Here is a 24902-nt window from a genome sequence, read left to right as displayed (position 1 = left end):
GCGGTGCGCGAATAACAACTCGATGTCCCTCACATTGCCTGATTGCCTGTAATAGCGATCATGTGGAGGACATCGTCGGCGGAGCAGCCGCGTGAGAGGTCGTTTGCGGGTTTGGCGAGGCCCTGGAGCACGGGGCCGATGGCCTGTGCTCCCCCGATGCGCTGGGCAATCTTGTAGCCGATATTGGCAGCTTCCAGATTGGGGAAGACGAAGACATTGGCGTTGCCCTTCAGCGGTGAATCCGGTGATTTGGCATGGCTGATTGCCTCCACGAAAGCGGTGTCGAACTGCAGTTCACCGTCGATGCACAGATCGGGTTTGCGGTCGCGCACCGTGCGGGTTGCCTGAACGACCTTCGACACGCGTTCATGCGCGGCGCTGCCGCCGGTGGAGAAGGACAGCATGGCAACGGCTGCGTCCTTTTCGGTCAGCTGGCGGTATGAATCTGCCGACTGGATGGCGATATCGGCAAGCTGGGCGGAATCCGGTTCCACCACGAGGCCACAATCGGCAAAGACGAAAGCGCCTTTCTTTTGATGGTGCGACTGGCACAGCAGCATCAGGAAGAAGCTCGAGACGAGGGAAGCGCCTTCGGCCTTGCCGATGATCTGCAGGGCATGACGCACCACATCGGCTGTCGTCGCAACCGCACCGGCGACCGTTCCGTCCGCATCGCCTTCCCGCACCATCATGGCGGCAAAGCCGAGCGGCGTCTTTACCATTGCCGCGGCCTGTTCTTCGGTCATGCCCTTGGCCTGACGCAGCCGGTAAAGTTTTTGCGCATAATCCGCGCTTCTGTCCGATGTTTTGGGATCGATGATCGCGATCTTTGAACCGTCGATCTGTCCGCCGATGATGCTTTGCGACCCCAGCAGCGTGATGCGGGCAATGGCTTCTTGTTCGGCCCGCAGCGCCGCATCGATGATACGCGGGTCCTCGCCCTCGGCCAGCACGATGTGACGTGGCTTTGAACGCGCTTTCTCAAAAATCTTTTCCAACGGCAGCATGGATGTATGTTTCTCTGGAATGGCCGGGAGGATGAAAGCCCTCCCGGCCTGATCATTACAGCATGTCTCCCGAAAGTGGGAACCGGTTTCGGGATAAAGACATGCGTAAAAACAAACGGATAGAGCATTTCCAATGACACAATCAAAACAGGAAATGCTCTGACGGGACTGGTTCAGACAGGCATTTGCTGGCGCATATCAGCCTTGTCGATGCCGGCCACGGTGACAGGTTTCTTCATCGCATCGCGGCGGAAAGGTTCGCCCAGCTCCTGATTGAGTACCACCTCGATGAAGGTGGTCACGCCCTTGGCCTGATCGTCGATTGCCGTCTGCAAGGCCTCGGTGAGCGCCTGCTGGCTATCGACGGTCACGCCCTTGAGACCGCAGCCATCCGCCACCTTGGCGTAGCTCAGATTGGGGTTGAGCTCGGTTCCAACGAAGTTGTTGTCGTACCACAGCGTCGTGTTGCGCTTTTCGGCACCCCACTGATAGTTGCGGAAGATGACCATGGTGATCGCAGGCCAGCCCTTGCGGCCGATGGAGGTCATCTCGTTCATGGAGATGCCGAACGCCCCGTCGCCGGCAAAGCCGACCACCGGCGTGTCGGGCTGGCCGATCTTGGCGCCGACGATGGACGGGAAGCCGTAACCGCAGGGACCGAACATGCCGGGCGCCAGATATTTGCGCCCATGCTCGAAGCTTGGATAGGCGTTGCCGATGGCGCAGTTATTGCCGATGTCGGTGGACATGATGGCGTTCTTCGGCATACCGGCCTGAATGGCGCGCCATGCCTGTCGCGGCGACATGCGCTCCTTCTCGCGCTCGCGTGCACCGGCATTCCAATGTGTGCCCGGATCGTCATCCTCGTGATCCATCGAGGAAAGCTGCTGCAGCCAGGCGGATTTGCGCTGATGGATGAGCTGCTTGCGCTCGTCGCGACCGGCATTGCCCGCATTGGCGCCCAACTGGTCGAGGATCTGCTGCGCGACCTGCTTGGCATCGCCGCAAATGCCGACCGTGATCTTCTTGGTGAGGCCGATGCGATCCGGATTGATGTCGATCTGGATGATCTTGGCGTCCTTCGGCCAGTAGTCGATGCCATAGCCGGGCAGCGTCGAGAACGGATTGAGGCGGGTGCCGAGCGCCAGAACCACATCGGCTTTGGCGATCAGTTCCATCGCGGCCTTGGAGCCATTATAGCCGAGCGGACCTGCGGCAAGCGGATGGGTGCCGGGAAAGGCATCATTGTGCTGGTAGCCGCAGCAGACCGGCGCATCGAGCCTTTCGGCAAGCGCGATGGATTCCGATATCGCGTCGCCGATGACGACGCCGGCACCGTTGAGGATAACCGGGAACTTTGCTTCCGTCAGAAGCTTTGCAGCCTCGGCAATGGCATCACGCCCGCCGCTGGGGCGTTCCAGTCGCACGATCTGCGGCAGATCTACATCGATGACCTGCGTCCAGAAATCGCGCGGAACATTGATCTGCGCCGGTGCGCAACCGCGCCAAGCCTTCTCGATCACCCGGTTCAGCACTTCGGGAATGCGGGTCGCATCACGCACTTCTTCCTGATAGCAGACCATATCCTCGAACAGCGCCATCTGTTCCACTTCCTGGAACCCGCCCTGGCCAATGGTCTTGTTGGCAGCCTGCGGCGTGACCAGCAGCATCGGCGTGTGGTTCCAGTAGGCCGTCTTGATGGCGGTGACGAAGCCGGTCACGCCCGGACCGTTCTGGGCAATCGCCATGCCCATCTTGCCGGTCACCCGCGTATAGCCATCGCAGATCAGCGCCGCATTGGTCTCATGCGCGCAATCCCAAAACGTAATGCCTGCCTTCGGAAACAGATCCGAGACCGGCATCATCGCCGAACCGATGATCCCGAATGCATGCTCTATCCCATGCATCTGCAGAACCTTAACAAACGCTTCTTCCGTCGTCATTTTCATGGCGAGTACCTTTCCTTGCAATTCAGAGAACTTCGTCTTTCAGCGCATACCAGCGATACATCGCGCGCTGGCCCATGCGCCTAAATGGCGTAAGCATGCCGTAGCTCGGCAGTTCGGAGGTGAAGATCGGCAGGTCCAGTCCCTGTCCGTGGCCGGTCATCAATTGGGCGACACGGCGTCCGGCCTGTGCGGAATACATCACGCCGTTGCCGCCGTAGCCCATGGCATAATAGATTTCCTGCGCCGGATCAGGACGATAGATGCGGGGCATCATGTCATGGCTGACATCGACCCATCCCCACCAGGAATAATCGATCTGGATACCGGTCAGCGCCGGGAACTTCCGGTAAAGCCCAGAAAGCAGCAGATCGTAATATTTCCGGTTTGGTGCATCAGCTCCCGTAATGGCGCTGCGGCTGCCGATCTGCATTCGCCCGTCCGGCAGAAAACGATAGTAGTGGCGAAGCGTGCGCGTATCGGTCAGCGGAATGCCGGTCTTTGGGCCGCAAGCTTCTATCTCATCGGGCGTCAGCGGTCGCGTCACGATGGAATTCGACAGCACCGGCATCAACCTATATCGCGTCAGCGGATGAAGGCCGGGCGAGGTGTATCCCGCTGTCGCAAAACATACCTGTCGCGCCTTAACTGTACCGTTCGGCGTGTTGAGATGAAAAACGTTGCCGTTCTTCCGGCAGCTGAGGACCGGACTTGCGGTATGCACCTTTGCACCCAGCTTGCGGGCAAGCCGGAGATAGCCGAAGGCGAGTTTTGCGGCGTGTATGCCAATACCGTCCGGCTCGTACATCGCCCCGCGAGCTTCCTGATCGCGGATGAAATCGCGGTGAATCTCTTCGCGGCCGACCATGCGCGTCCGATAGCCGAACACATCATTCAGCAGACGGGACTCCTTCTCCAGCGATGGAAGGACCTTGTCGCGGTGAGCGATGTAAAGATGACCGCCATCCTGCGGATCGCAATCTATTTCCGGTTCGGCAATGAGCGCGCGAAAGAGGTCGAAACCTTCGGCAATTTCCTTGTGCAGTTGCCGGGCGACATCGACGCCCCAACGCTCGATCCATTGCGAACGCTTGAGCCGCCCGGCTGAAATCTGCGCCTGACCGCCATTGCGCGTACTGCATCCCCATGCAACGCCATTCGCTTCCAGTACCATGGCCTTTACGCCGTGATCCCGGGCGAGATGGATTGCTGCCGAGAGGCCCGTATAACCTGAGCCGACGATGACGACATCGGCATCAACGTCTCCGCGAATAGGGCCGTCATCCTCCGGCGCCGGTCCGGCAGTGCCGATCCAGTAGGTCGGCGCATAGTCGCGGCCTTGTCCAGGCGACTTCGAAACCACCGGATCATAGGCGGGATCGAACGGCTGGGTGGCGGAGAAACTGTTGAGTGTGTGGGTATCCATATGTCGGTCCTCCAAATCACCGACGGACATTGTTGGGGCTTACGCCTTCAGCAAAGGCCGGTTCTTGCGGAATGCCTGTTTGCGGACGATCTTGCCGTCACGCTGTGTGAAGAGATCGCAACCTTCAGCCTCGACGCGCGCGCCATTGGCATCGGTTCCAAGGAAGGTCCATTCGGACACGGCACGGTCGCCACTCACGAAGTGCTTGTGCCCGTCCCATTTCACATCGGGCATCGCGGCCCAGACGCCGGAAAAAGCCTTGGCAATGGCATCCTTGCCTTCAAGACGGGTGCCGTAAACGTCCTCGCCGCCGATGGTGTAGAACACGCAATCATCTGCAAAGAAGGCCATGATTGCCTCAATGTCGTGGCGGTTGAAGGCGTCGAAAAGATCGGAAAAATGCTTCTCTGTGAGTTGTCCGGCGGACATTCCAGTGCTCCTTGATTAGTCTGAAGTCTGGCCCGATTTCGGGCAAAACTTCCCTGTGGCGCGACGAGATTGCCGCGCGATTGATATTGCGAATGGGATTTTGATCGGGCTGTTAAAGCGGTCGCAGCGCCATCAGATCTTGCCCTTCCATGGGATGAGGACCTTTTCCATGTAACGGATCAGAAGATCGAAGGCGAAAGCGAACACACCGATGACGATGATGCCCATGATGACGGTGTCGCTGGCCAGAAACTGTGCTGCGTTGAGCACCATAAAGCCAAGACCACGATGTGCCGCCACCATTTCTGCCGCGACCAGCGTCGTCCAGCCCACACCGATCCCGATGCGCATTCCGGTGAAGATTTCCGGCATGGCCGCTTTCATGATGACTTGCGTTATCACCTGCGTCCGGGATGCTCCCATCGCATAGGCAGCATGGATTTGTTCGGTAGAGACCGAGCGAACACCGGCTCTGGCCGCAATCGCCATTGGAGCGAAGATTGCCAGGAAAATGAGGAACACCTTCGGGAATTCACCGATGCCGAGCCAGATGATGATCAGCGGCAGATAGGCAAGTGGGGGCAGCGGTCGATAAAACTCGATAATCGGGTCCAGAACGCCACGAACGACATTGCTCATACCCATCATGATGCCTATAGGGATTGCCGTGACACAGGCAATTGCAAAGGCGCCCAATACGCGTCCAAGGCTGGCAAGCGTATGTTCGGCCAGAGTGGAGTTTGCCACGCCATCTGTCATGGCGACCACGAACTTGCCGTAGACTGCAAAGGGAGAGGGGAGAAACAGTGGTTTGACCCAACCCATTCCCGTCACGAGGAACCACAGTCCCAGCAGGGCGAGAGCGGTGAAAAGACTAATGAAACCGCTGTTACCATCACCTGGAGCGCCGTAGATCTTACCGGGCTTGACTGGCCTTGCCCGAGTAAAAAACTCAAGCATGGACCAGTTCCGGGTTTCCTGATGCACGTTCATCGCCATAGATAATCCCCAGAATTGTCTCACGCATCTTGATGAAGTCGGGACTGGACTTGACGGCGCGCGCGTCACCGCATTCCAGAAAGCGTCGGTTGAAATCCAGATCATATGTATGGGTGATCCGTCCGGGACGCGGCGACATGACGATCAGCCGCGAACCGAGAAACAAGGCCTCTTCGACGCTGTGAGTGATGAAGAAGAACATTTTGTTGGTCACTTGCCAGACCCGCAAAAGCAATTCCTGGATCGTTTCGCGAGTGAGGGCATCGAGCGCTGCCATGGGCTCGTCCATGAGCAGCATGGCAGGGTCGCAGGTCAATGCGCGGGCAATGCCGACACGCTGCTGCATACCGCCGGAAAGCTGATAGATCTTGTGATTGTGAAAGTCCTGCAAACCCACCAGCGCAAGGTTCTTGGCGGCGCGTTCGCGCCGTTCAGCTTTCGGTACACCTTGAAGCTTGAGGCCGAACTCGGTGTTGTCGACGACGTTCAACCAAGGAAGAAGAGCATGTTTCTGGAACACGACACCTCTGTCGGCACCGGGACCGCGCACTTGTCTTCCGCCAAGCGTGATTTCGCCGGATGACGGGATCATGAACCCCGCCATCAGATTGAGAAGCGTGGTTTTTCCGCAGCCCGACGCACCGAGCGCCACCACGAAGTCCCCGCTGTCGATCCGCAGATTGACACCCTTTAGTGCAATCACGGCTTCTTCTACATAAAGACCAGGATAGGTCAGACTGACATTCGATACGTTCAAGGTTTCCATGACGTCACCTTTCGGGAACGAAGGAGCGGTTCCGGTATGACCAGAATTCACAATAATACAGGAACCGTCTCGGTTCAGCGGCTTGCCCGAAAGCCAGCCGCTGGCGGAGGCGCTTGAATTACTTCACGTAATTACTTCGCTGCGGCTTCGGCAAAACTGCCGTTTACATTGCCGCTGTAGTCATCCAGAGCCTGATCGAGCTGTTTCTGACTGACAAGGAATTTTGCGCTCTGGGTAACGGATTTAAGTGCTCCGCTATCTTTGCCGCCGCCAAGCCATGTCGGCGAGGCCTGTTCTTCCGCTGTGGGGAAGGACAGCAATGCGAGTGCACCGGGTATGTCAGCAGCATTGCCGCCGATCAGCTTTACCATGCCTTTGACCTGTTCGGAATCGGCAGTCCATTGGCTGCCATTGGCCTTGTAATCGGCATAGGCGTCCTTCAGCACCGTCGTAAAGGCGGTCATGAATTCCGGATTTTCGCTGGCGAAGCTCTTGTCCACCACAAGTCCGTCGAAGGTTGGAACGCTTTTCGCGCCGATTTCTTCGGAATTGGCAATTTCCTTGCCTGTCTTGAGGATTTCGGAAAGTGCCGGTGGCCAGACGTAGGCCGCGTCGATATCGCCGCGCTGCCAGGCGGCAACGATCTGTGGCGGCGTCATGTTGAGGATTTCCGCGTCGCGCGGATTGATCTTCCAGATGTCGTCCATGCCGACGAGAAGATGGAAGTGAGAGGTGGAAACAAACGGTACGCCGATCTTCTTGCCCTTGAGATCTTCCGGCTTTTCGATGCCGGAACCCTCGCGCGCCACCAAGGCTTCCGATTTGCCGATATTGTCGAGGATCCAGAAGAGCTGCAGGTCCACACCGCGTGTGGCGGCTGCCGCGATACCTGTCGAGCCGATCACGCCTATGGGGACATTGCCCGAGGCAAGTGCGGTCGAGATATCGCCACCCGATGCGAACTGGCGCCAGTCGATCTTGTATCCGGCTTTCTGGGCTGCCGCATCGAACTTTCCATCCGTGATTGCGGTCAGAAAGGGCCCGACGATCTGCTGATAGCCGACCACAACCGTGGTTTCAGCATAAGCCGCAGTCGTTGAAAACGCTGCTACGGCCGAAAATAACACCACCCGTTTTATGCTATTGAAATAGTTCATGGAGTTCCCCTTCCATTTAAGAACCATGCCTGACTTGGTCACGACTGCCGGCGTTTTTCGCCAATCTTCAGTTCCAGTTACAAACGATAGCCATCTCATCAATTTTACCTTATATCCAGTTGGAATAGTCAATAAGTCCAGTTCAGCGGTCGAGATGGCACTGCCCGCGACCGGGGCATGCACACACCTTGCCACTGGAATTATTCCATGGGGAGACGTAGAAAGAAGAAACACTATTGCTAAGTGAGGCTTGAAGCGGAAAAACTGACGCTGACTTGGGTGTATTTGCAGTTTTACTAATGGAGCTGGGCATTGGATGCCGTTTCGCCGACGATTTTCTTTATAGACGGTGGACGAAATACGGGCTTGCAGTCGCAAATCCGTGAAACGACCGTATCAGCCATTCTTTCCGGCGCTGTTTTACCGGGTGCCCGCATGCCCTCGACACGGAAGCTGGCGGAATACCTGAAACTATCCCGTCTCACCGTAACGCTGGCCTATCAGGAACTCGTATCTCAAGGTTATCTGGAGGTGCATTCACGCAGTGCTTATCACGTGGCCGCAACGCCCCCCATCAGTCGGCCCGATAAGGATTTTTTGCAAACACCCGATACAGCGGTCGATTGGTCGTCGAAACTGCGGCTTGGCTTCAATATTGCGAAAACAATTCGCAAACCCCTGGACTGGCGGCGGTATCGCTATCCCTTCCTCTACGGTCAGATGGATCAGACCTTGTTCGATCTCGCCGCATGGCGCGATTGCGCGAGGCGGGCGCTGGCGCGAGAAGACTTTATTCTGATGGCGGGCGACTTCGCCGCTGCAGACGATGTGGAGCTCGTCAACTATATCCGTTCGCGCACGTTGCCGAGTCGAGGGATACGTGCCGAACCTGACGAGATATTGGTTACGGTTGGCGCGCAGAATGCGCTTTGGATTATCAGCCATCTGCTTTTGACGCGGAATTCCCATGTCGTGTGCGAGAATCCGGGGCATCCTGATATCAGCGCCACGCTCCATCTGACCGGAGCCCGTGTAACGGCGCTCGACGTCGATGAAGGTGGCTTGCCGCCAGAACTGCTGCCGGGCGGAATCGATGCGGTTTTCGTCACGCCTAGCCACCAATCGCCCACAGCCGCCACCATGCCGCGCGCGCGGCGTATCGCGCTTCTGGAGGCTGCAGCGGAACGCGATTTCGTCATCGTCGAGGATGATTACGAATTCGAGATGAGCTTTCTACAGCCTCCGACACCGGCACTGAAATCGCTCGACCAGTATGGCCGCGTTCTCTATGTGGGCAGTTTTTCGAAGTCGCTGTTTCCGGGACTTCGGCTTGGCTATCTTGTTGCACCGGCACCTGTCATCCGCGAGGCGAGGGCGCTGCGCGCGCTCATGCTGCGTCATCCCCCCGGTCATCTGCAGCGAACGGCGGCTTATTTTCTGGCACTTGGTCATTACGACGCGGTTATTCACCGTATGCGGCTTGAATATCACAAGCGCCACATCGTCATGATCGAGGCACTCAATCGAGAAGGATTGAAAATCGCAGGAAAGTCGGGCTTTGGCGGTACGGCATTCTGGATCGAAGGACCGGAAGGTATGGATGCAGACAAGCTTGCGCGCGATCTGCGTGAGGATGGTGTGCTGATCGAATCGGGATCGCCATTCTTCTGGAGCGATGATCGGCCATGCCGATATTTTCGCATCGCTTATTCATCCATTCCGCTCAATCGCATTGCGGAAGGTATTGAGCTTCTGGCCAGACGAATGCGTCAAATCTCGTAGTTTTGGAACGGTCGGGTTCAGACTGCGTTCATGTGGATTACGATAACGGATTTGTGAAGTTGCCGGAATTTGTCCCAATTCGGTGGATATCGCTGGCGGTTCTACGGCGTCATTGCCCCCGATTCTGTGGGTGAGACGCATATCAATTCTGCCTTCCAAAAGGAGAAGGATTTATGTCTATTCGTTCGAAGCTTCTTGCCACGGTTGCGGTGCCGGTTCTGTCGGCTTCCATTCTCGCGCAACCTGTACTGGCGGATACGTTGACGGCTCCAATCTTGCTGGCGCAGGAAAGTGGAGACCAGCCATCCGAAGAACAGTTGCAGCAGCAACAGCGCGAGGCCGAAGAACAGCAAAGGGCTGCAGGAGAAGAAGCGCGTCGAGCTGAAGAACAACAGCGCGCTGCCGAGGAAGAAAACCGCCGACAGGCAGAAGAGCAGCAGCAGAAAGCTGCTCAGCAGGAAGCTGAACGTCAGGCCGAAGAACAGAAGCGTGCTGCGGAAGAAGAAGCACAACGCCAGGCCGCAGAGCGTGAAGCGCAGAAGCAGGCTGAAGAACAGGCCCAGCAGGCTGCCGAACAGAAAAAGGCCGAGGAAGAGGCTCAGCGCCAGAGCGAACAGAAACAGAAGGCCGCTGAAGAAGAAGCTCAACATCACGCTGAAGAACAGAAGAAGGCTGACGAAGAGACGGCTCGCAAGGCCAGTGAACCTAAAGAGCAAACAGCGCCTGCTGAAAAGCCGGTGAAGGAGGCTCCTGTACAGGAACCGGAAACAAAGCCTGAGCAGCCTGCGACGGAAGAACCAGCCAAGCAGGCCGAGCAACCTGCCAAGGAGGCTCCGGCTCCGGAAACGGAAAAGCCAGTCGAGCAACCGGCAGAGGTATCTCCGGTAACGCCTCCGCAGAAAGAACCTGCAGAAGAATCCATTGTTGAGCATCCTGAAGAAGTTCCACCGGAACAACCGAAGGTATCGGAAGAGCCGCAAGATAAGGTTCAGCCTGCCGAGCAGCCGCAGTCGACCGAAGGTTCGCAAGCGCCTGCAGCGGAGCCAGCACCGGAGATCGTTGATCAACGTTCGAACGAGGAAAAGCAGGAAATTGCAAAAGACCCTGCCAAGACAGACGATACGGTCGTCTTGCCGGTCGATAATGGTGCTGCCATTCTCGATAGTGACAAGGATGCTGACAATTCTGGCGGCACCCAGTCGCGGGAAGACCGCCGAAAGCAGCGTGAACAGCAGCGTTCATCCGAGGAAAATGCACCGCCGCCCGCAAACGATGCGGCTGCACAGGTTGCTATCCCGGAGGAAGTGAAGGCTGCACTCCCGCAGAAGATTGAAGCCAATCTCAAGGAAGAAGGCACCCGTATTAAGGAGGCACCGGTTTTTGCCGTACCGGAGACCACCAACATCATCAACAACACGGTGGTGAACAATACCGTTATCAACAATACGACGGTCAACAACGTGACCAACAATGTCACGAACGTCAAAGTGATCGAGGAAGTGGATAATCGCGTCATTCTTGACGTGGGTGACCGCATCTTCGTGCGTGGCGATGACCGTCCGAGATTGCGCCGTGATGCGGAGGAAACCTATTACGATGAACTGCCGCGCGGACGCACCCGTGAAACTATTGTTCGCCCGGGCGGAAACCAGATCGTCACAGTCTATGATCGTTATGGCGACATTCTGCAGCGTTCCCGTATCGACCGGGACGGTAATGAGTTTCTGATGATCTATGCGCCGGAATATGACAACAATCCGCGCGCCTCGATTGTCGATGTGGGATATGAACTGCCGCCGATGCGTTTGACCATTCCGGTGAGGGATTACATCATCGACGTCGCGGACGATCCGGATCGCGATTTCTATGACTTCCTTGCCATGCCGCCGGTGGAGCGTGTGGAACGCGTCTATACGATTGACGAAGTTCGTCATTCTGCCCGTCTGCGTGACAAGGTGCGTCGTATCGATCTGGATACGATCCACTTCGCGACGGGAAGTGCCGAGGTTTCGCTTTCTCAGGCCAAGACACTGCGCAAGGTCGCGACCGCCATGCAGAAGGTACTGGCCAGGGACCCCGGCGAAACCTTCTTTATTGAAGGACACACAGATGCGGTCGGATCTGATCGTTCAAATCTCGTCCTGTCCGACAAACGCGCTGAATCAGTCGCGAGCCTTTTGACGGAAGTCTATGACATTCCTCCAGAAAATCTTGTCACGCAGGGCTATGGCGAACGCTTCCTCAAAATTCGCACGCAATCTGCTGAGCAGGAAAATCGTCGCGTCACCATTCGTCGCGTGACCCCGCTTGTTCGTCCTGTTGCTCAGCGCTGAATAGAAAAATACCCGGATGCGGTGTGCGCGTCCGGGTATTTACTTTGAACTGATTCAAAATCAGGCGATCTTGGGCTCAATTGTTGTTAAGCCGAGTAGCTGTTCGCTCACAGGACGCGGTTTTACCGCCTCAATCTGTATCATGAGTTCGGCGATCTTTTCAGCATCGACGACACCGCATTCATAAATCTGTACGATCTCGCGTGCCATTTCGTCTTTATGGGGAGAGGTGATCGGGCATCGTGCCATCGCTTCGCACGACTTCACATAAGCCGCTTGCAGCTCTTCCAACTCGGCGGGTTTGAAACGCCCGAAGTAGTAATCTCTCGAAAATGGCATTCTATGCATTCCGCAGATGGCTGGCGGATAGATCATCCCGTCCGAAAGCCTATAAATCCGTGCGATCCGCTATACTAAAAGGAAGCCGATTGCAAAACTTTATACCCGAGAATTGTTTACTTTATGTAAAATATTCTCTCAGTGGTAAATACGGAAGAACTGCGCGGCTATCATTCAGTAGGGTATTTGCCGCAAAACAGGCGTTTTCTAGGCGCGAGCAAGTTCTAGCTTGGCTACGATTTCGGCAATCTTATCGGGGTCTTGTTCGCCGGATTCATATGTTCTTATGATTGCGCGTGCGAGCGCCTCTTTGCTTTCGTGTGTTGTCGAACACCGATCCAGCAATACGCAGCAACGATTATAGGCAGCCTGAAGAAGCTGAAGGTCGTTTGGCGCGTATGTTCCTTGATACTTGTTGCCGCGAAATGGCATGGTTGCCTCCCCCGTTTGATTGATTGAACCCCTAATTTCAAGGGAAAGCAACAGATCGTTTTATGACAGCGATATCAAACGCATCACACCAGTGTTTCTGGTAATTCTGTTTCTCCGAATACAAATAGCGATAATCTCCGGGTCCCAATTCGTTGGGTTTGAAAGCTCACTGTAAGTTTGTTGAAAGCTGGTTGAAAGCTTGCCTGCGATAACCATTCAAAACCGATTGAGGAATCGGTTGCATATCAGGAGGGGTCTGGCTTTGCCGGGCCGACAGGAGCTCTCGGAGGAGCGTTGATGAAAATCTCTATCAATTCATATCGTCATCTGTTTGGCGCAGCCGTCATTGGCGGCGCGATGGTATTAGGTGCAAGCGCAGCCCATGCCGAAAAGCTGACGGTGATCGTCGGCGGTATGGAAAAGCAGATTTACCTTCCCGCAGTGCTGACGGAAAAGCTTGGCTACTTCAAGGACGAAGGTCTTGATGTCGAGTTGATCAACAGCCGTGCGGGTGTGGATGCGGAAAACGAACTGCTGGCTGGTGCCGCCCAGGCCGTTGTCGGGTTTTACGATCATACCATCGACCTGCAGTCTAAGGGCAAGTTCATCCAGTCCATCGTTCAGTTCAGTCAGGCGCCGGGCGAAGTAGAACTGGTGTCCAGCAAATATGCCGACCAGATCAAATCACCCGCTGATTTCAAGGGCCATACGCTCGGCGTCACGGGCCTCGGCTCTTCCACGGACTTTCTGACCCAGTATCTTGCCATGCGTAACGGCTTGAAGCAGGGTGACTATACGCTGCTGCCGGTCGGTGCGGGCAACACTTTCATTGCGGCCTTCAAGCAGGATGCCGTTCAGGCGGGCATGACTACGGAGCCAACCGTCGCCAATATGCTGAAGAGCGGCGATGCCAAGGTGCTGGTCGATATGCGCACGCCGGACAAGACCATCGAAGCGCTTGGCGGACCATACCCGGCTGCCTCGTTCTACGTTCAGAGCGCGTGGCTTGAGACCCACAAGGAAGACGCGCAGAAACTTGCCAACGCTCTGGTCAAGACCATGCGCTACATCGCTTCGCACAGCGCCGAGGAAATCGCCGACCAGATGCCCAAGGATTATTACGTCGGTGACAAGGACCTTTATGTGAAGGGACTTGCGGAGGGCAAGGCGCAATACACGCCGGATGGCCGGATGCCGAAGGATGGTCCTGAAACCGTTCTCAAGGTTCTTGCAACCTTCAAGAAACCGCTTCAGGAAAAGCAGGTCGATCTTTCGAAGACCTTCACGACCGAGTTCGTGGACAAGGCCAACGCAACGCTCGACGCTGCAAAATAAGCAGCCTCGGACTGACGTTCCAGTGCGAACGTCAGTCTCGTTGTTCTCAACAGATTCAACCGCATTGCAGGCGCGCGACAGAGTATTTCCAGCAAAAGTGTAAAACGGTTTTGCTGGAAATGCCTGATCACGAAAATATCGCGCGCGAGCGGTGCCGCATACCCGCGAGGACCCCATGCTGATGGAAGCCCCCAGAACCATTGCGCGTGAGAAAGCCGGCAATAGCGTGCCTGCAATCGCGCTCAATAATGTGACCCGCCGTTTCGTCACCCCCGACGGCAAGATGATGACTGCATTGCGTGATTTCACGATGAATGTCGCGCAAGGCGAGTTTGCCTGTGTCGTCGGCCCAACCGGCTGCGGTAAATCGACGACACTTAATCTCGTAACTGGTCTCGCCAAGCCGAGTGCCGGCGAAGTTCGTCTGATGGGCAAGCCCATCGAAGGCATCAGCCCCGATATCGGTTTCGTGTTTCAGGCCGATGCTCTTTTTCCATGGCTGAATGTCATCGACAATGTGAGTGCCGGTCCGCGCTATCGCGGCATGGGCAAGGAAGAAGCCTATGAGAAATCGCGCAGCTGGATCGCCCGTGTCGGCCTAGCCCGTTTTGAAAAGCATTATCCGCACCAGCTTTCGGGCGGTATGCGCAAACGCGTGGCGCTGGCGCAGACCTTCATCAACGAGCCGAAAATCCTGCTTATGGACGAACCGTTCAGCGCGCTTGATGTGCAGACACGAACGCTGATGCAGGGCGAATTGCTCGATCTCTGGCAGCAATCCGGCGCGTCCGTCATTTTCGTTACGCACGACCTCGAAGAAGCTATCGCGCTTGCCGACAAGGTTTATGTGCTGACCGCAGGTCCAGCCACAGTCAAGAGCGTCTACGACATCGACATCCCGCGCCCGCGCGTCATGGAAGACATCCGCTACGACAGCCAGTTCGTCGATATAGCCAAGGTGATCTGGGACGACTTGCGTGAGGAAGTGCAGATTGGCCAGAAGCGCGCTCTGGCGACGGGAAATTAAACGGAGACAATGACATGACAACACAAGCTCTCTCCGCATCCGCAAACTTGCAGCCCAATGCAAGTACCGACGAACTTGCCCGCACCGAAGCGAAGTTTCGTGCCGATATGCGCCGCCGCCGCGCCGTGGTTATCCTCGTGCGTCTTGCCATTCTTGTCGCCGTTCTGGGCGGTTGGGAACTCGGCGCGCGGACCGGTCTGATCGATCCATTCTTCTTTGCAAGCCCTTCGGGTATTGCCGACCAGATATGGATCTGGATCACGGAAGGCACATCACAGGGGCCGCTTTCGGAACAGATTATCGTAACACTTGAAGAAACCGCGCTCGGCTTCCTTATCGGTGCGGTGGGCGGCGTTATCTGCGGTATCCTGCTTGGCCGCAACAAGTTCCTCGCCGATGTGTTCTCGATCTATATCAAGATCGCCAATTCCATCCCGCGCGTCGTGCTGGGTTCGATCTTCATCATTGCGCTTGGCCTCGGCATGGCATCCAAGGTGGCTCTGGCCGTCGTCATGGTGTTCTTTGTGGTATTCGCAAACGCGTTTCAGGGCGTGCGTGAGGCTGATCGTGCGCTGATCGCCAATGCGCAGATCCTGGGTGCATCACGTTCACAGATCACACGCACCGTCATTGTGCCATCGGCCATGAGCTGGATTCTGGCAAGCCTTCACGTCAGCTTCGGCTTTGCGCTCGTCGGTGCCGTTGTCGGTGAATTTCTCGGCGCTAAAAAGGGCGTCGGCCTGATGATCTCGACCGCACAGGGTACGTTCAATGCCAACGGCGTCTTTGCTGCCATGGTCATTCTGGCGGTTCTGGCACTCGTCGTGGAATACATCATCACACTGGTCGAAAACCATCTGGTCAAATGGCGTCCGCAGGCGCTGTCCGAACAGGGAAGCTGATAGCCGGATAGGTCGAATGCGTCAGGCGGCGGGCAGGGTGACAGTCACCGTAAGTCCGCCGCCTTTCGTTTTGGAAAGCTCCACATGGCCGCCAGCGGCATCAGTAACTTCGCGTACTATGGCGAGGCCTAGCCCGCTTCCTTCCGCGACTGTGCCCGGAACACGATAGAAACGTTCGAAAACGTGTTCATATTCGCTGGCCGGAATGCCGGGTCCGTTGTCCTCTACCCGTATGTTGATTTTCCGCCCATCCTGGTCGACCATGAGCGTCACTGTGCCGCCTTCAGGCGTATAGGTAAGGGCATTGTCGACCAGATTGACAATCATCTCGCGCAGCATAGTGCCATCGCCGGAAATGACCGGTTTGGCTGCCTTAAGCTCGAATCCGAGATCAATCTTGCGATCAAACGCCTTACCCGCGAGGCTTTCCAGAATTTGCTGTCCTGCTTCCGCGAGGTCTACGCGGTCGGCGCGCGGGCGCCTGCTGCCCGGTTCGGCGCGCGAAAGCGTCAGCAACTGTCCTGCCAGTCTCGACAGTTGCATGGCCGTGTTCTTGATGCCTGCCAAAACATCCCTGCGGTCACTTTCACTGGTTGCCCGTTCCGCAAAACTGGCCTGTGTCGATAGCGTCGCAAGTGGGGTGCGCAACTGATGCGCAGCATTCTGGATGAAACGGTGTTGCGCCGACATCTGCTTGCGCACGCGTTCCATATATTGGTTGAGCGCCGTGACCAGCGGTCGGAGTTCGGTCTGGACTGTCTGCGGATCGAACGGTTCCAGCTCGGATGTCCGATTGCGGACTTCGTTGCGAAGGCGGATCAGCGGGCGCAACACGAAGCGCAGGCCCAACAGCGAAAGGGCTCCGGCGACAATGATGAGCAGCGATTGCTCCAGCACGGAGTTCAACCATAGTTCCCGCTGCATGGCGGTATATCCCGCAAGGGTGACGCCCACGACCACATCGACGGCCTGCGGCAGATTAGGCGGTGCTGCGACGGGGTGGCGCAGGACGACCAGACGCAAGGGATGGTCGCGATAGATGCCCTCATAGTGAAATGGGTCGTAGTTTGCGATTTCATCTGGTTTCGGCAAATCGGGAAACCCTGCCAGTAAACGCCCATCCGAGGTCTCGACACGATAATAGACCCGGTCGCCGTATCCCGTGGAAAACATCTCCAGCGCGACCGGCGGAATGACAGCATCAATAGCGTCATGCGAGGCGGCAGTGGCCTCACCGATGGCGCGTGCTGATGCCGTCAGCATGCGGTCGGACACGATGCCGGCCATGTTTTCCGACGCACGCCACGCGGTCCACAGATTGATGCCCGCTACGACAATCAGCGGGATCACGATCCACGAAACGAGTTGGGCGCGCAGACTCTGGGAAAGGCGAGGGAACAACCGTTTCATCTCAATTCGCTTCGCGCAGCAGATAGCCAAGGCCACGCAAGGTTACGATTTCAGCCTTGGTGCCTTCCAGTTTTTTACGCAGGCGATGAATGTAGATCTCAATGGCATTTTCATCGGTCTCGCTGTCGAAATTGTAGATACCCTGAACAAGCGTTGTTTTGCTGACCGTGGTTCCGATACGCCGCAGAAGCTGCTCCAGAACCGCATGTTCTTTCGGTGCAAGTGCCAGCGGATCACTTCCGAGAGAGAATAGCCGCGTGTTGGTATCAAAACGCAACAGGCCACAGGTTACGACTGGCGCAGTCCGCTGGCTTGACCTGCGAAGGTGAGCGCGAATGCGTGCTTCGAGTTCGCTGAGTTCGAAAGGTTTTGGCAGATAATCGTCAGCACCGGCGTCGAGACCGCGAATACGTCCGTCAAGGCTCGCATTGGCCGTCAGAATGATGACGGGAACCTCGTTGCCTCTGCCGCGGACGTGCTCCAGCACGTCAAGTCCCGTCTTGTCAGGCAAGCCGAGATCAAGGATCACGAGATCGTATTCGGTGAAGGCCAGCGCCTGTTCCGCGTCAGCCGCGTCGTGCACCGTATCGACGCTATAGTTCGACTGTTGCAGGCTTTTTGCCAGCCAGTTTGCGAGGGTGAGATTGTCTTCGACGAGCAGGATACGCATGACTGACGATGATAGTGGTTTCAGTCTCGCGTCAAGAAGCTTGGGCGTTGAATCAATGGATGAGGTGAATATCTGGCAGCAGAATATGAGCGGTGATTACGTCGTTTCAGCTATCTTGTTGGCAATTTGTCAGGAGGGACCTCTCATATTGCAAAAACATGCGATAATTTTGACCAATATCACGGCTACTCCCCGCCATTCGTCTCGGGTACTGCTGGGTACAGGTGCGAGGAATATTGAGGCGCGTGGGAGGCCAACAGCCGACTTCAATCGGAAGAATTGAGTAAATTTGCGGATTGAGGGCATAAAATTGCCCGGAAGTCAGTAATTCTGCGTCAACTCTCCGATCTGCCCTTGCTAGAGCAGGGCCCGGGTTCTATCAGCATCATCAAAAAATGCAGCCTAAGGAAGGTTTCGGCATCTCCTTTGCCGGAATGTCCTGATGCCCGGCGCCATTTTGCATGGCGACGGTGAAATGAGCGATGGAGCCGAGTTGAAAAACCATCACGATATCTGGGATATCGTCGACGCCAAGAGCGCCGCATATTTCGAACTGAGCGATACGGTTTGGGATAATCCTGAAACAAATTATGAAGAATACAAATCGTGCGATGCCCATGCAGCGATGCTGGAAGCCGAAGGGTTTCGCGTCGAGCGTGGTATTGCGGGTCTGCCGACGGCAGTGATGGGTGAATTCGGCGACGAAGGGCCGGTCATCGCCATTCTCGGTGAATTCGATGCCTTGCCGGGCCTGAGCCAGATATCGGGACTGGATGAAGAACAGCCCATCGAAGCAGGCGGCCACGGACACGGCTGCGGCCATAACCTGTTGGGCTCAGGGGCTTTGCTCGCCGCTGCAGCGGTGAAGGACTATCTTGCCGCACAGGGCATCAAGGGCCGCGTGCGCTATTATGGCTGTCCGGCGGAAGAAGGCGGTTCGGCCAAGGGTTTCATGGTCCGCGAAGGGCTGTTCGACGACGTGGATATTGCCTTTTGTTGGCATCCCGCACCATTTGCGGGCGTGAACGATCCAGTTTCGCTGGCCTGCAACGAAATCAACTTCCACTTCAGCGGCCGCGCGGCTCACGCTTCATCGGCGCCGCATCTGGGGCGGAGTGCGCTGGACGCGGTCGAACTGATGAATGTGGGCGTGAACTACATGCGCGAGCATATGCCGTCCACGGCGCGCATTCATTACGCCGTGACCGATACAGGTGGTTTTGCCCCCAATGTCGTTCAGGCCAAGGCAACTGTGCGTTATCTCGTCCGTGCCCGCAGCCTGCCGGAAATGCAGACACTTCTGGAGCGCGTCAAGAAGATCGCTGAAGGTGCCGCGCTGATGACGGAAACGTCGGTCCGCAGCGAAATCGTCAGCGGTGATGCCGATCTGATCGGCAACACGCCGCTGGAACAGATGATGCAGCTACAGCTCGAACGGCTTGGACCTCCAGACTTTGACGAGCAGGATCGCGAAACCGCGAGCCGTTTTCAGAAGACGCTCTCCAAAGAAGACATTTCGGATGCCTTCCGCCGCTTCGGCGTTGAGCCCAAAGCGGGTCTGGCACTTTGCGAAGACATCTATACGCCCTATAAAGGCGATAACACCCTTGTCGGTTCCACTGACGTCGGAAGCGTGAGCTGGGTTGTTCCCACCGTGCAGATGCGCGGCGCGACCTGCGCAATCGGCACGCCGCTTCATTCGTGGCAGATGGTGGCGCAGGGTAAGCTGCCAGCAGCGCATAAGGGCATGGCCCATGCTGCCAAAATCATGGGCAGCACAGCCATCGAATTGTTCCGTGACCCGGCACAGATCGAGAAAGCAAAGCAGGATCATGAAAAACGGCTCAACGGAACCGTTTTCGTCAATCCCATTCCGGATAGCGTTCAACCCGCTCTGCCCGAAACCGCAAAATGATGTGGCCGGACAAGCAGATTTCGAAAATTGAAATGACATTCAATCCCCCAATTCCAACAGGGCCTGACGCATCATGAAGCAGATGGGCTTTCTCGATATTTTGAGCTTCGGGCCGGACGGCTGGGGCTATGTGCTGATGATGGGTGCCCTCGTGAGCGTGGCGCTCGCGGTTCTCGGCTTCCTTCTTGGCGCAGCCATCGGCGTTTTCGCCGCCTGGGCGAAGATTTCCGGCGGGCGTACGCTTCGCGCTGTGGCCGACGGCTACACCACGATCATTCGTGGTATTCCGGACCTTCTCGTCATCTATCTGTTCTATTTCGGTGGCAGTGCTGCGGTCACGGCCCTCGGTAAATATTTCGGTGCAGAAGGCTTTATTGGTTTTCCCGGCTTTCTTGCAGGCGTTCTGGCAATCGCCATTTCCTGTGGTGCGCACCATACGGAAGTGTTCCGGGGCGCATTTCGGGCTGTCTCCAAAGGTGAAATCGAAGCTGCCACCGCCTGCGGCATGGGCCAGATGCTGAAGTTCCGTCGCATTATCGCGCCGCTCGCGCTGCGACATGCGTTGCCGGGGCTCGGCAATGTCTGGCAGGTCTCGCTCAAGGAATCCGCTTTGGTGTCCGTTGCCGGTGTTGTTGAGCTTCTGCGTCAAGCACAGATCGGCGCCGGTTCGACTGGTCTGCCTTTCAACTTCTTCCTCATTGCCGGTGCGCTCTATCTGCTCATTTCGTCGGTTTCCGGCGGGCTTCTGCAGATGGCCGAGCGCCACTTCTCGCGCGGTGTCCGGAGGGCAAAATGAACCTTGAATTCTATTCCGATGCATTCTTCCAGATGCTGGGCGGCGTACCGCTGACCCTGAAGCTTGCGGTAAGCTCCATCGTGTTCGGTGCCATTTTAGCCCTGCTTTTCGCCATGATGCGCCTTTCGGGCATCAAGGTGCTGGACTGGATTGCCCGCCTTTACGTCTTTGTGTTCCGTGGAACACCGCTTCTGGTGCAGATATTCATCATCTATTACGGTCTTAGCCAGTTTCCGGCCATCCGCTACTCGTTCCTGTGGCCGGTTTTACGCGAGCCTTACTGGTGTGCGATCATTGCGCTGACATTGAACAACGCCGCTTATGCGAGTGAGATCATCCGCGGTGGCCTGCTGTCCGTTCCGCATGGCCAGATCGAAGCTGCAAAAGCCTGTGGCATGTCATCATTCACCTGCTTCCGCCGCATCGTCATGCCGCTTGCGATCCGTCAGGCGCTGCCTGGTTACGGCAATGAGATGATATCGATGATCAAGGCAACCTCGCTCGCATCGATCATCACGCTCATGGAAGTGACCGGCATCGCGGCAAAGCTGATCGCCGAAAGCTACCGGGCTATAGAAATCTTCGTGATCGCCGGTGCGATCTACCTTGCCATCAATTTCGTTCTGACGCGTGCGCTTATGTTCGCAGAATATAAACTGACCCCTTATCTGCGCCAGCCTGTCGTCAAGCTTTCCTCCGAAGGACAAACATCGTGAGCAAAATCGTTTCCTCCAATGCACCGGTGGCGCTGAAAGTCGAAAACCTGCGCAAGAGCTTCGGTGCGAATGAAGTGCTGAAGGGCATTTCGCTTGAGGCACGTGAGGGCGAGGTCATTTCGATCCTCGGTTCGTCCGGCTCAGGCAAGTCGACCTTCCTGCGCTGCATCAATCTTCTCGAAACTCCCACGTCGGGCACTGTGACGGTTTCTGGTGAAACCATCCGCATGGCGAAGAATTCGAAGGGTGAAGCCTACCCGACGGACAAGAAGCAGGTTTCGCGCATTCGTTCGGAACTGGGCATGGTGTTCCAGAGCTTTAATCTGTGGTCACACAAGACCATTCTGGAAAACGTCATCGAGGCACCGATCTATGTGCAGGGACGCCCGCGTGCAGAATGCATCGCCGAGGCAGAAGCCTTGCTGGCGAAGGTCGGTATTGCCGACAAGCGTGATTTCTATCCGGCCCACCTCTCGGGCGGACAGCAGCAGCGCGCTGCAATTGCCCGCGGGCTGGCAATGAAGCCGAAGGTCATGCTTTTCGACGAGCCGACCTCAGCGCTCGATCCGGAGCTGGTCGGTGAAGTGCTGCGCGTTATGCGCGGCCTGGCAGAGGAAGGCCGCACCATGCTGGTCGTGACCCATGAAATGGGCTTTGCGCGCGATGTCTCCAATCGTGTGGTGTTTTTCCATCAGGGACTGGTGGAAGAAGACGGTGCGCCGGAAGACGTGTTCGGCAATTCGAAGTCAGAACGTTTCCGCAAGTTCATCAGCCACGAGAACGCTGCCTAAACATAGAAATTCTGTGTTCCGGCGAAAGTCGGACAGAAATAACCGCAACAGGATAACTGCAATGAAGACTATCGGACTTTTCAAAGCCGTGTTCATTTCCGCTCTTGCTCTGACGAGCATCTCGGCCCATGCCGAGGAAAAGAAGTGGACGAAGATCACCATCGCCACGGAAGGTGCTTTCCGTCCTTACAACTTCACCAAGCCCGATGGCTCGCTGGATGGCTATGAAGTCGACCTCTACAAGGACCTTTGCGCTCGCATGAAGGTTGAGTGCACGATGGTCGCCCAGCCTTTCGACAGCATCATTCCGGCACTCAACGCCGGCAAGTTCGATGCGATCATGGCAGGCCTCACCGCAACGCCGAAGCGTGAAGAAACCATCAGCTTCTCGATTTCCTACGGCCTGACGCCGCAGACCTTCGCAACGCTGAAGGACAGCCCTTACGCCAAGCTGCCGCACACCGGCGAGACCCTCTATCTCGCCAAGGATGAAGCGGCCGCACAGAAGGCGATCGACGAAGTATCGGCTGAAATCAAGGGTCGTACCGTTGGCGTCCAGACCGCTTCGCTTGGCCTGACGCTCCTCGACAAATACTTCAAGGACAATATCGAAATCCGTGAATACAAGACCACGGAACAGCACGATCTGGACCTGAAGGCCGGACGCGTTGATCTGATCGTTGCTTCGCTCGCTTACCTCACGGACGCTGCCAAGAAGCCGGGCAATGAAGACATTGTCATGACCGGTCCGTTCTTCAAGGGCGGTATTCTGGGCCGTGGCGTTGCTGTCGGCCTGCGCAAGGACGATACCGAACTGAAGAAGATGTTCGATGAAGCCATCGAAGCTGCAAAGGCTGACGGCACGATCAAGCGCCTGTCGGAAAAGTGGTTCGGCTTCGACGTTACGCCGTAATTTTAGATCTTTGCAACATGCAGGACGCCGCCTACGGGCGGCGTTTTATTTTGTACTTCTATGCGGGCTAAGAGTTGGATTTGAAATCGATTCAATAAAGAATAATATTACGTTATTTACTTATCATTCACAGGTGTGCATTGAGATTTATTTATGCATTATTGTTGCCTGCAATGATCTATTTTTGCGCGCTTCAAGAAAAATCTTATGCCTTGGATAGCAATCAAAAAGGATTGACTATAGCAACTGAAGGGTATCTTCGTCCTTACAATTTAACGCGGCCCGATGGCACACTGGATGGCTATGAAATCGAGCTTGGAAAATACTTGTGCCAACATATGAAAGTTGAGTGCACATTTGTCTCTCAGCCATTCGACGGCGTAATTCCGGGTCTGACCGTAGGTAAATTCGACGCTATCATGGGAGCGCTGACTGCAACGAAGGCAAGAGAAAAGATTATAGATTTTTCCATTTCATATAGTCTTACGCCACAGGTTTTTGCTGCATTGCAGGGAAGTAAGTATAATAATCTTCCTCACACTGGCGAAACCCTCCATCTCTCGCAAGATCCAGCGATTACATCCAAAACAGTGAACGATGTTGGAACCGCAATCGAAGGTGCCACAGTAGGTGTCGTCGTCGGGTCAATCGCGCAATCACTTGTTAATGAGTATTTCGGTAACAAAATTACCACCCGTGAATATAAATTCAGTGATGAGGCTGATCTTGATTTAAGAACAGGACGCATCGATATGCTTGTTAATTCGCAAGCATACGTGCTTACGAATAAAGATATGCCTGGCTACGAGAATACAGTGATAACCGGGCCTTTTTATAAGGGTGGTATTCTTGGTCGCGGGGTTGCGGTAGGTTTGCGTAAAGATGAACCTGAACTGAGAAAGAGGTTCAATGAAGCCATCAGAGCGGCAAAAGCTGACGGCACGATCAAGCGTTTGTCGGAAAAGTGGTTCGGCTTCGACGTGACACCATAATTTTCGATCTTTGCAATAAACGGACGCCGCCTACGGGCGGTGTTCTCATTTGCAGTATACAACCTTCACATCAAACCGGTGAGCGCCTATAAGATCGCCAGACATTGGTTAAGAGCCAAGCATTAGAGCATTTCTGGTCTATATCGAATCATTCGAAATGCTCTATCTATTTGTTTTAACGCGCATCTTATCCAAAAACCGCTTCGCACTTCTTGGGATGCGCTCTAGTATGAGGATATGATGGTAAAGATCGGCTTCGTGACTGTTTCCGACCGTGCAAGTCGCGGCGAATACGAAGACCTGAGCGGTCCAGCCATGGAAGCATGGCTGAAAACTGCCGTCATCACACCTTATGAAACAATCCGGCGCGTCATTCCCGATGGTATGGAATCGGTACGCGATACGCTAATCGACCTTTGCGACAACGAGGCCTGCGATCTTATCCTGACGACGGGTGGCACAGGGCCGAGCCCGCGTGATGAAACACCGGAAGCCATGCAGGCCGTCCTGCACAAGGAGTTGCCCGGTTTCGGTGAGCTGATGCGTCGCGTCAGTCTTGAACAGACCCCAACCGCCATTCTGTCACGCCAGACGGCAGGCAGTCGCGGCAAGAGCTTCATTCTCAATCTTCCCGGCAAACCGGCTTCGATTGCCATGACCTTGCAGGCTATTTTTCCAGCAGTGCCTTATTGCCTCGACCTGATCGGAGCAGGACGCATCGATACCGACCCTGCGGTCGTGAAAGCCCATCGACCTGGCTGAACTGTCACTGAAATTGCACCGGCGGGCGCATTAGAGCGCGTCCGAGATCATCTGTCA

Annotated in this window: 23 protein-coding genes; 13 read left to right on the top strand and 10 right to left on the bottom strand. The window is 55.9% G+C overall.

Going from position 1 to position 24902, the window contains the following annotated elements:
• Nucleotides 1–29: 29 nt before the first annotated feature.
• The 7 genes from pta to tauA all read right to left on the bottom strand — a co-directional run bounded on the left by pta (nucleotide 30) and on the right by tauA (nucleotide 7730).
• Nucleotides 30–1007 (bottom strand): phosphate acetyltransferase, encoded by a 978-nt coding sequence (gene pta / locus CQZ93_RS20945; RefSeq protein ID WP_105544475.1) that lies wholly within the window; start codon nucleotides 1005–1007, stop codon nucleotides 30–32.
• 173 nt (nucleotides 1008–1180) lie between these two features.
• The gene (xsc, locus tag CQZ93_RS20940; RefSeq protein ID WP_105544474.1) at nucleotides 1181–2956 is read right to left on the bottom strand and encodes a sulfoacetaldehyde acetyltransferase; all 1776 of its coding nucleotides are present in this window, start codon (nucleotides 2954–2956) and stop codon (nucleotides 1181–1183) included.
• A 22-nt stretch (nucleotides 2957–2978) separates the two neighbouring features.
• On the bottom strand, nucleotides 2979–4379 hold the full coding sequence (locus CQZ93_RS20935; protein ID WP_105544473.1) for an NAD(P)/FAD-dependent oxidoreductase: 1401 nt from the start codon (nucleotides 4377–4379) through the stop codon (nucleotides 2979–2981).
• A 39-nt stretch (nucleotides 4380–4418) separates the two neighbouring features.
• Complete coding sequence (locus CQZ93_RS20930) at nucleotides 4419–4808, bottom strand: nuclear transport factor 2 family protein (RefSeq protein WP_105544472.1); 390 nt, start codon at nucleotides 4806–4808, stop codon at nucleotides 4419–4421.
• Between the two features lie 132 nt (nucleotides 4809–4940).
• Complete coding sequence (locus CQZ93_RS20925; RefSeq protein WP_105544471.1) at nucleotides 4941–5768, bottom strand: ABC transporter permease subunit; 828 nt, start codon at nucleotides 5766–5768, stop codon at nucleotides 4941–4943.
• Nucleotides 5761–6573, bottom strand: coding sequence for a taurine ABC transporter ATP-binding protein (locus CQZ93_RS20920; RefSeq protein ID WP_105544470.1), 813 nt, complete (start codon nucleotides 6571–6573; stop codon nucleotides 5761–5763). The genes CQZ93_RS20925 and CQZ93_RS20920 overlap by 8 nt, the downstream gene beginning before the upstream one ends.
• A 131-nt stretch (nucleotides 6574–6704) precedes the next feature.
• Nucleotides 6705–7730: a taurine ABC transporter substrate-binding protein gene (gene tauA / locus CQZ93_RS20915; protein WP_105544469.1), complete on the bottom strand. Its 1026-nt coding sequence runs from the start codon at nucleotides 7728–7730 to the stop codon at nucleotides 6705–6707.
• A 312-nt stretch (nucleotides 7731–8042) separates the two neighbouring features.
• On the opposite strand from tauA, the gene pdxR reads away from it, so the two are divergent.
• Together pdxR and CQZ93_RS20905 are read left to right on the top strand one after the other, a co-directional pair.
• Entirely contained in the window at nucleotides 8043–9512 is a 1470-nt protein-coding gene (gene pdxR / locus CQZ93_RS20910) for a MocR-like pyridoxine biosynthesis transcription factor PdxR (RefSeq protein WP_105544468.1), read from the top strand.
• 173 nt (nucleotides 9513–9685) lie between these two features.
• Nucleotides 9686–11845, top strand: coding sequence for an OmpA family protein (locus CQZ93_RS20905; protein WP_105544467.1), 2160 nt, complete (start codon nucleotides 9686–9688; stop codon nucleotides 11843–11845).
• 60 nt (nucleotides 11846–11905) lie between these two features.
• Here the strand turns inward: CQZ93_RS20905 and CQZ93_RS20900 are convergent, their stop codons facing one another.
• Nucleotides 11906–12184 (bottom strand): hypothetical protein, encoded by a 279-nt coding sequence (locus CQZ93_RS20900; RefSeq protein WP_105544466.1) that lies wholly within the window; start codon nucleotides 12182–12184, stop codon nucleotides 11906–11908.
• Nucleotides 12185–12913: 729 nt separating this feature from the next.
• Here CQZ93_RS20900 and CQZ93_RS20890 point away from each other — a divergent pair.
• From CQZ93_RS20890 to CQZ93_RS20880, 3 genes are all read left to right on the top strand, one after another.
• Complete coding sequence (locus tag CQZ93_RS20890) at nucleotides 12914–13951, top strand: ABC transporter substrate-binding protein (RefSeq protein WP_105544464.1); 1038 nt, start codon at nucleotides 12914–12916, stop codon at nucleotides 13949–13951.
• Nucleotides 13952–14126: 175 nt separating this feature from the next.
• On the top strand, nucleotides 14127–14978 hold the full coding sequence (locus CQZ93_RS20885; RefSeq protein WP_181153443.1) for an ABC transporter ATP-binding protein: 852 nt from the start codon (nucleotides 14127–14129) through the stop codon (nucleotides 14976–14978).
• Between the two features lie 14 nt (nucleotides 14979–14992).
• On the top strand, nucleotides 14993–15880 hold the full coding sequence (locus CQZ93_RS20880; RefSeq protein ID WP_105544463.1) for an ABC transporter permease: 888 nt from the start codon (nucleotides 14993–14995) through the stop codon (nucleotides 15878–15880).
• A gap of 21 nt (nucleotides 15881–15901) precedes the next feature.
• Here the strand turns inward: CQZ93_RS20880 and CQZ93_RS20875 are convergent, their stop codons facing one another.
• The gene (locus tag CQZ93_RS20875) at nucleotides 15902–17290 is read right to left on the bottom strand and encodes a sensor histidine kinase (RefSeq protein ID WP_105544462.1); all 1389 of its coding nucleotides are present in this window, start codon (nucleotides 17288–17290) and stop codon (nucleotides 15902–15904) included.
• A gap of 1 nt (nucleotide 17291) precedes the next feature.
• The gene (locus CQZ93_RS20870; protein ID WP_105544461.1) at nucleotides 17292–17960 is read right to left on the bottom strand and encodes a response regulator; all 669 of its coding nucleotides are present in this window, start codon (nucleotides 17958–17960) and stop codon (nucleotides 17292–17294) included.
• On the opposite strand from CQZ93_RS20870, the gene CQZ93_RS20865 reads away from it, so the two are divergent.
• From CQZ93_RS20865 to mog, 8 genes are all read left to right on the top strand, one after another.
• Complete coding sequence (locus CQZ93_RS20865) at nucleotides 17959–18243, top strand: hypothetical protein (protein WP_105544460.1); 285 nt, start codon at nucleotides 17959–17961, stop codon at nucleotides 18241–18243. The two genes, CQZ93_RS20870 and CQZ93_RS20865, sit on opposite strands and share 2 nt — an antisense overlap.
• Nucleotides 18244–18402: 159 nt before the next feature.
• Nucleotides 18403–19875, top strand: coding sequence for a M20 family metallopeptidase (locus tag CQZ93_RS20860; protein WP_105544459.1), 1473 nt, complete (start codon nucleotides 18403–18405; stop codon nucleotides 19873–19875).
• Nucleotides 19876–19948: 73 nt separating this feature from the next.
• Nucleotides 19949–20671: an ABC transporter permease gene (locus tag CQZ93_RS20855; RefSeq protein WP_105544458.1), complete on the top strand. Its 723-nt coding sequence runs from the start codon at nucleotides 19949–19951 to the stop codon at nucleotides 20669–20671.
• Nucleotides 20668–21387 (top strand): ABC transporter permease, encoded by a 720-nt coding sequence (locus CQZ93_RS20850; RefSeq protein WP_105544457.1) that lies wholly within the window; start codon nucleotides 20668–20670, stop codon nucleotides 21385–21387. Before CQZ93_RS20855 ends, CQZ93_RS20850 begins: the two co-directional genes overlap by 4 nt.
• Nucleotides 21384–22178 (top strand): ABC transporter ATP-binding protein, encoded by a 795-nt coding sequence (locus CQZ93_RS20845; protein ID WP_105544456.1) that lies wholly within the window; start codon nucleotides 21384–21386, stop codon nucleotides 22176–22178. Before CQZ93_RS20850 ends, CQZ93_RS20845 begins: the two co-directional genes overlap by 4 nt.
• Before the next feature lie 61 nt (nucleotides 22179–22239).
• Complete coding sequence (locus CQZ93_RS20840) at nucleotides 22240–23091, top strand: transporter substrate-binding domain-containing protein (protein WP_105544455.1); 852 nt, start codon at nucleotides 22240–22242, stop codon at nucleotides 23089–23091.
• A 140-nt stretch (nucleotides 23092–23231) separates the two neighbouring features.
• On the top strand, nucleotides 23232–24083 hold the full coding sequence (locus tag CQZ93_RS20835; RefSeq protein ID WP_286154232.1) for a transporter substrate-binding domain-containing protein: 852 nt from the start codon (nucleotides 23232–23234) through the stop codon (nucleotides 24081–24083).
• 240 nt (nucleotides 24084–24323) lie between these two features.
• Entirely contained in the window at nucleotides 24324–24845 is a 522-nt protein-coding gene (gene mog, locus CQZ93_RS20830; protein WP_105544453.1) for a molybdopterin adenylyltransferase, read from the top strand.
• Nucleotides 24846–24902 lie beyond the last annotated feature (57 nt).

It is taken from the genome of Ochrobactrum vermis (genome assembly GCF_002975205.1).
Lineage (GTDB): Bacteria > Pseudomonadota > Alphaproteobacteria > Rhizobiales > Rhizobiaceae > Brucella > Brucella vermis.
Note: the sequence above shows the minus strand (reverse complement) of the source record. Positions and strands in the feature narration are given on the sequence as shown.

Coding starts and splice junctions, on each gene's coding strand:
- pta (WP_105544475.1), bottom strand. CDS start 1,007: ATGCTGCCGTTGGAAAAGATTTTTGAGAAAGCGCGTTCAAAGCCACGT.
- xsc (WP_105544474.1), bottom strand. CDS start 2,956: ATGAAAATGACGACGGAAGAAGCGTTTGTTAAGGTTCTGCAGATGCAT.
- CQZ93_RS20935 (WP_105544473.1), bottom strand. CDS start 4,379: ATGGATACCCACACACTCAACAGTTTCTCCGCCACCCAGCCGTTCGAT.
- CQZ93_RS20930 (WP_105544472.1), bottom strand. CDS start 4,808: ATGTCCGCCGGACAACTCACAGAGAAGCATTTTTCCGATCTTTTCGAC.
- CQZ93_RS20925 (WP_105544471.1), bottom strand. CDS start 5,768: ATGCTTGAGTTTTTTACTCGGGCAAGGCCAGTCAAGCCCGGTAAGATC.
- CQZ93_RS20920 (WP_105544470.1), bottom strand. CDS start 6,573: ATGGAAACCTTGAACGTATCGAATGTCAGTCTGACCTATCCTGGTCTT.
- tauA (WP_105544469.1), bottom strand. CDS start 7,730: ATGAACTATTTCAATAGCATAAAACGGGTGGTGTTATTTTCGGCCGTA.
- CQZ93_RS20905 (WP_105544467.1), top strand. CDS start 9,686: ATGTCTATTCGTTCGAAGCTTCTTGCCACGGTTGCGGTGCCGGTTCTG.
- CQZ93_RS20900 (WP_105544466.1), bottom strand. CDS start 12,184: ATGCCATTTTCGAGAGATTACTACTTCGGGCGTTTCAAACCCGCCGAG.
- CQZ93_RS20890 (WP_105544464.1), top strand. CDS start 12,914: ATGAAAATCTCTATCAATTCATATCGTCATCTGTTTGGCGCAGCCGTC.
- CQZ93_RS20885 (WP_181153443.1), top strand. CDS start 14,127: ATGCTGATGGAAGCCCCCAGAACCATTGCGCGTGAGAAAGCCGGCAAT.
- CQZ93_RS20880 (WP_105544463.1), top strand. CDS start 14,993: ATGACAACACAAGCTCTCTCCGCATCCGCAAACTTGCAGCCCAATGCA.
- CQZ93_RS20875 (WP_105544462.1), bottom strand. CDS start 17,290: ATGAAACGGTTGTTCCCTCGCCTTTCCCAGAGTCTGCGCGCCCAACTC.
- CQZ93_RS20865 (WP_105544460.1), top strand. CDS start 17,959: ATGACTGACGATGATAGTGGTTTCAGTCTCGCGTCAAGAAGCTTGGGC.
- CQZ93_RS20870 (WP_105544461.1), bottom strand. CDS start 17,960: ATGCGTATCCTGCTCGTCGAAGACAATCTCACCCTCGCAAACTGGCTG.
- CQZ93_RS20860 (WP_105544459.1), top strand. CDS start 18,403: ATGCCCGGCGCCATTTTGCATGGCGACGGTGAAATGAGCGATGGAGCC.
- CQZ93_RS20855 (WP_105544458.1), top strand. CDS start 19,949: ATGAAGCAGATGGGCTTTCTCGATATTTTGAGCTTCGGGCCGGACGGC.
- CQZ93_RS20850 (WP_105544457.1), top strand. CDS start 20,668: ATGAACCTTGAATTCTATTCCGATGCATTCTTCCAGATGCTGGGCGGC.
- CQZ93_RS20840 (WP_105544455.1), top strand. CDS start 22,240: ATGAAGACTATCGGACTTTTCAAAGCCGTGTTCATTTCCGCTCTTGCT.
- mog (WP_105544453.1), top strand. CDS start 24,324: ATGGTAAAGATCGGCTTCGTGACTGTTTCCGACCGTGCAAGTCGCGGC.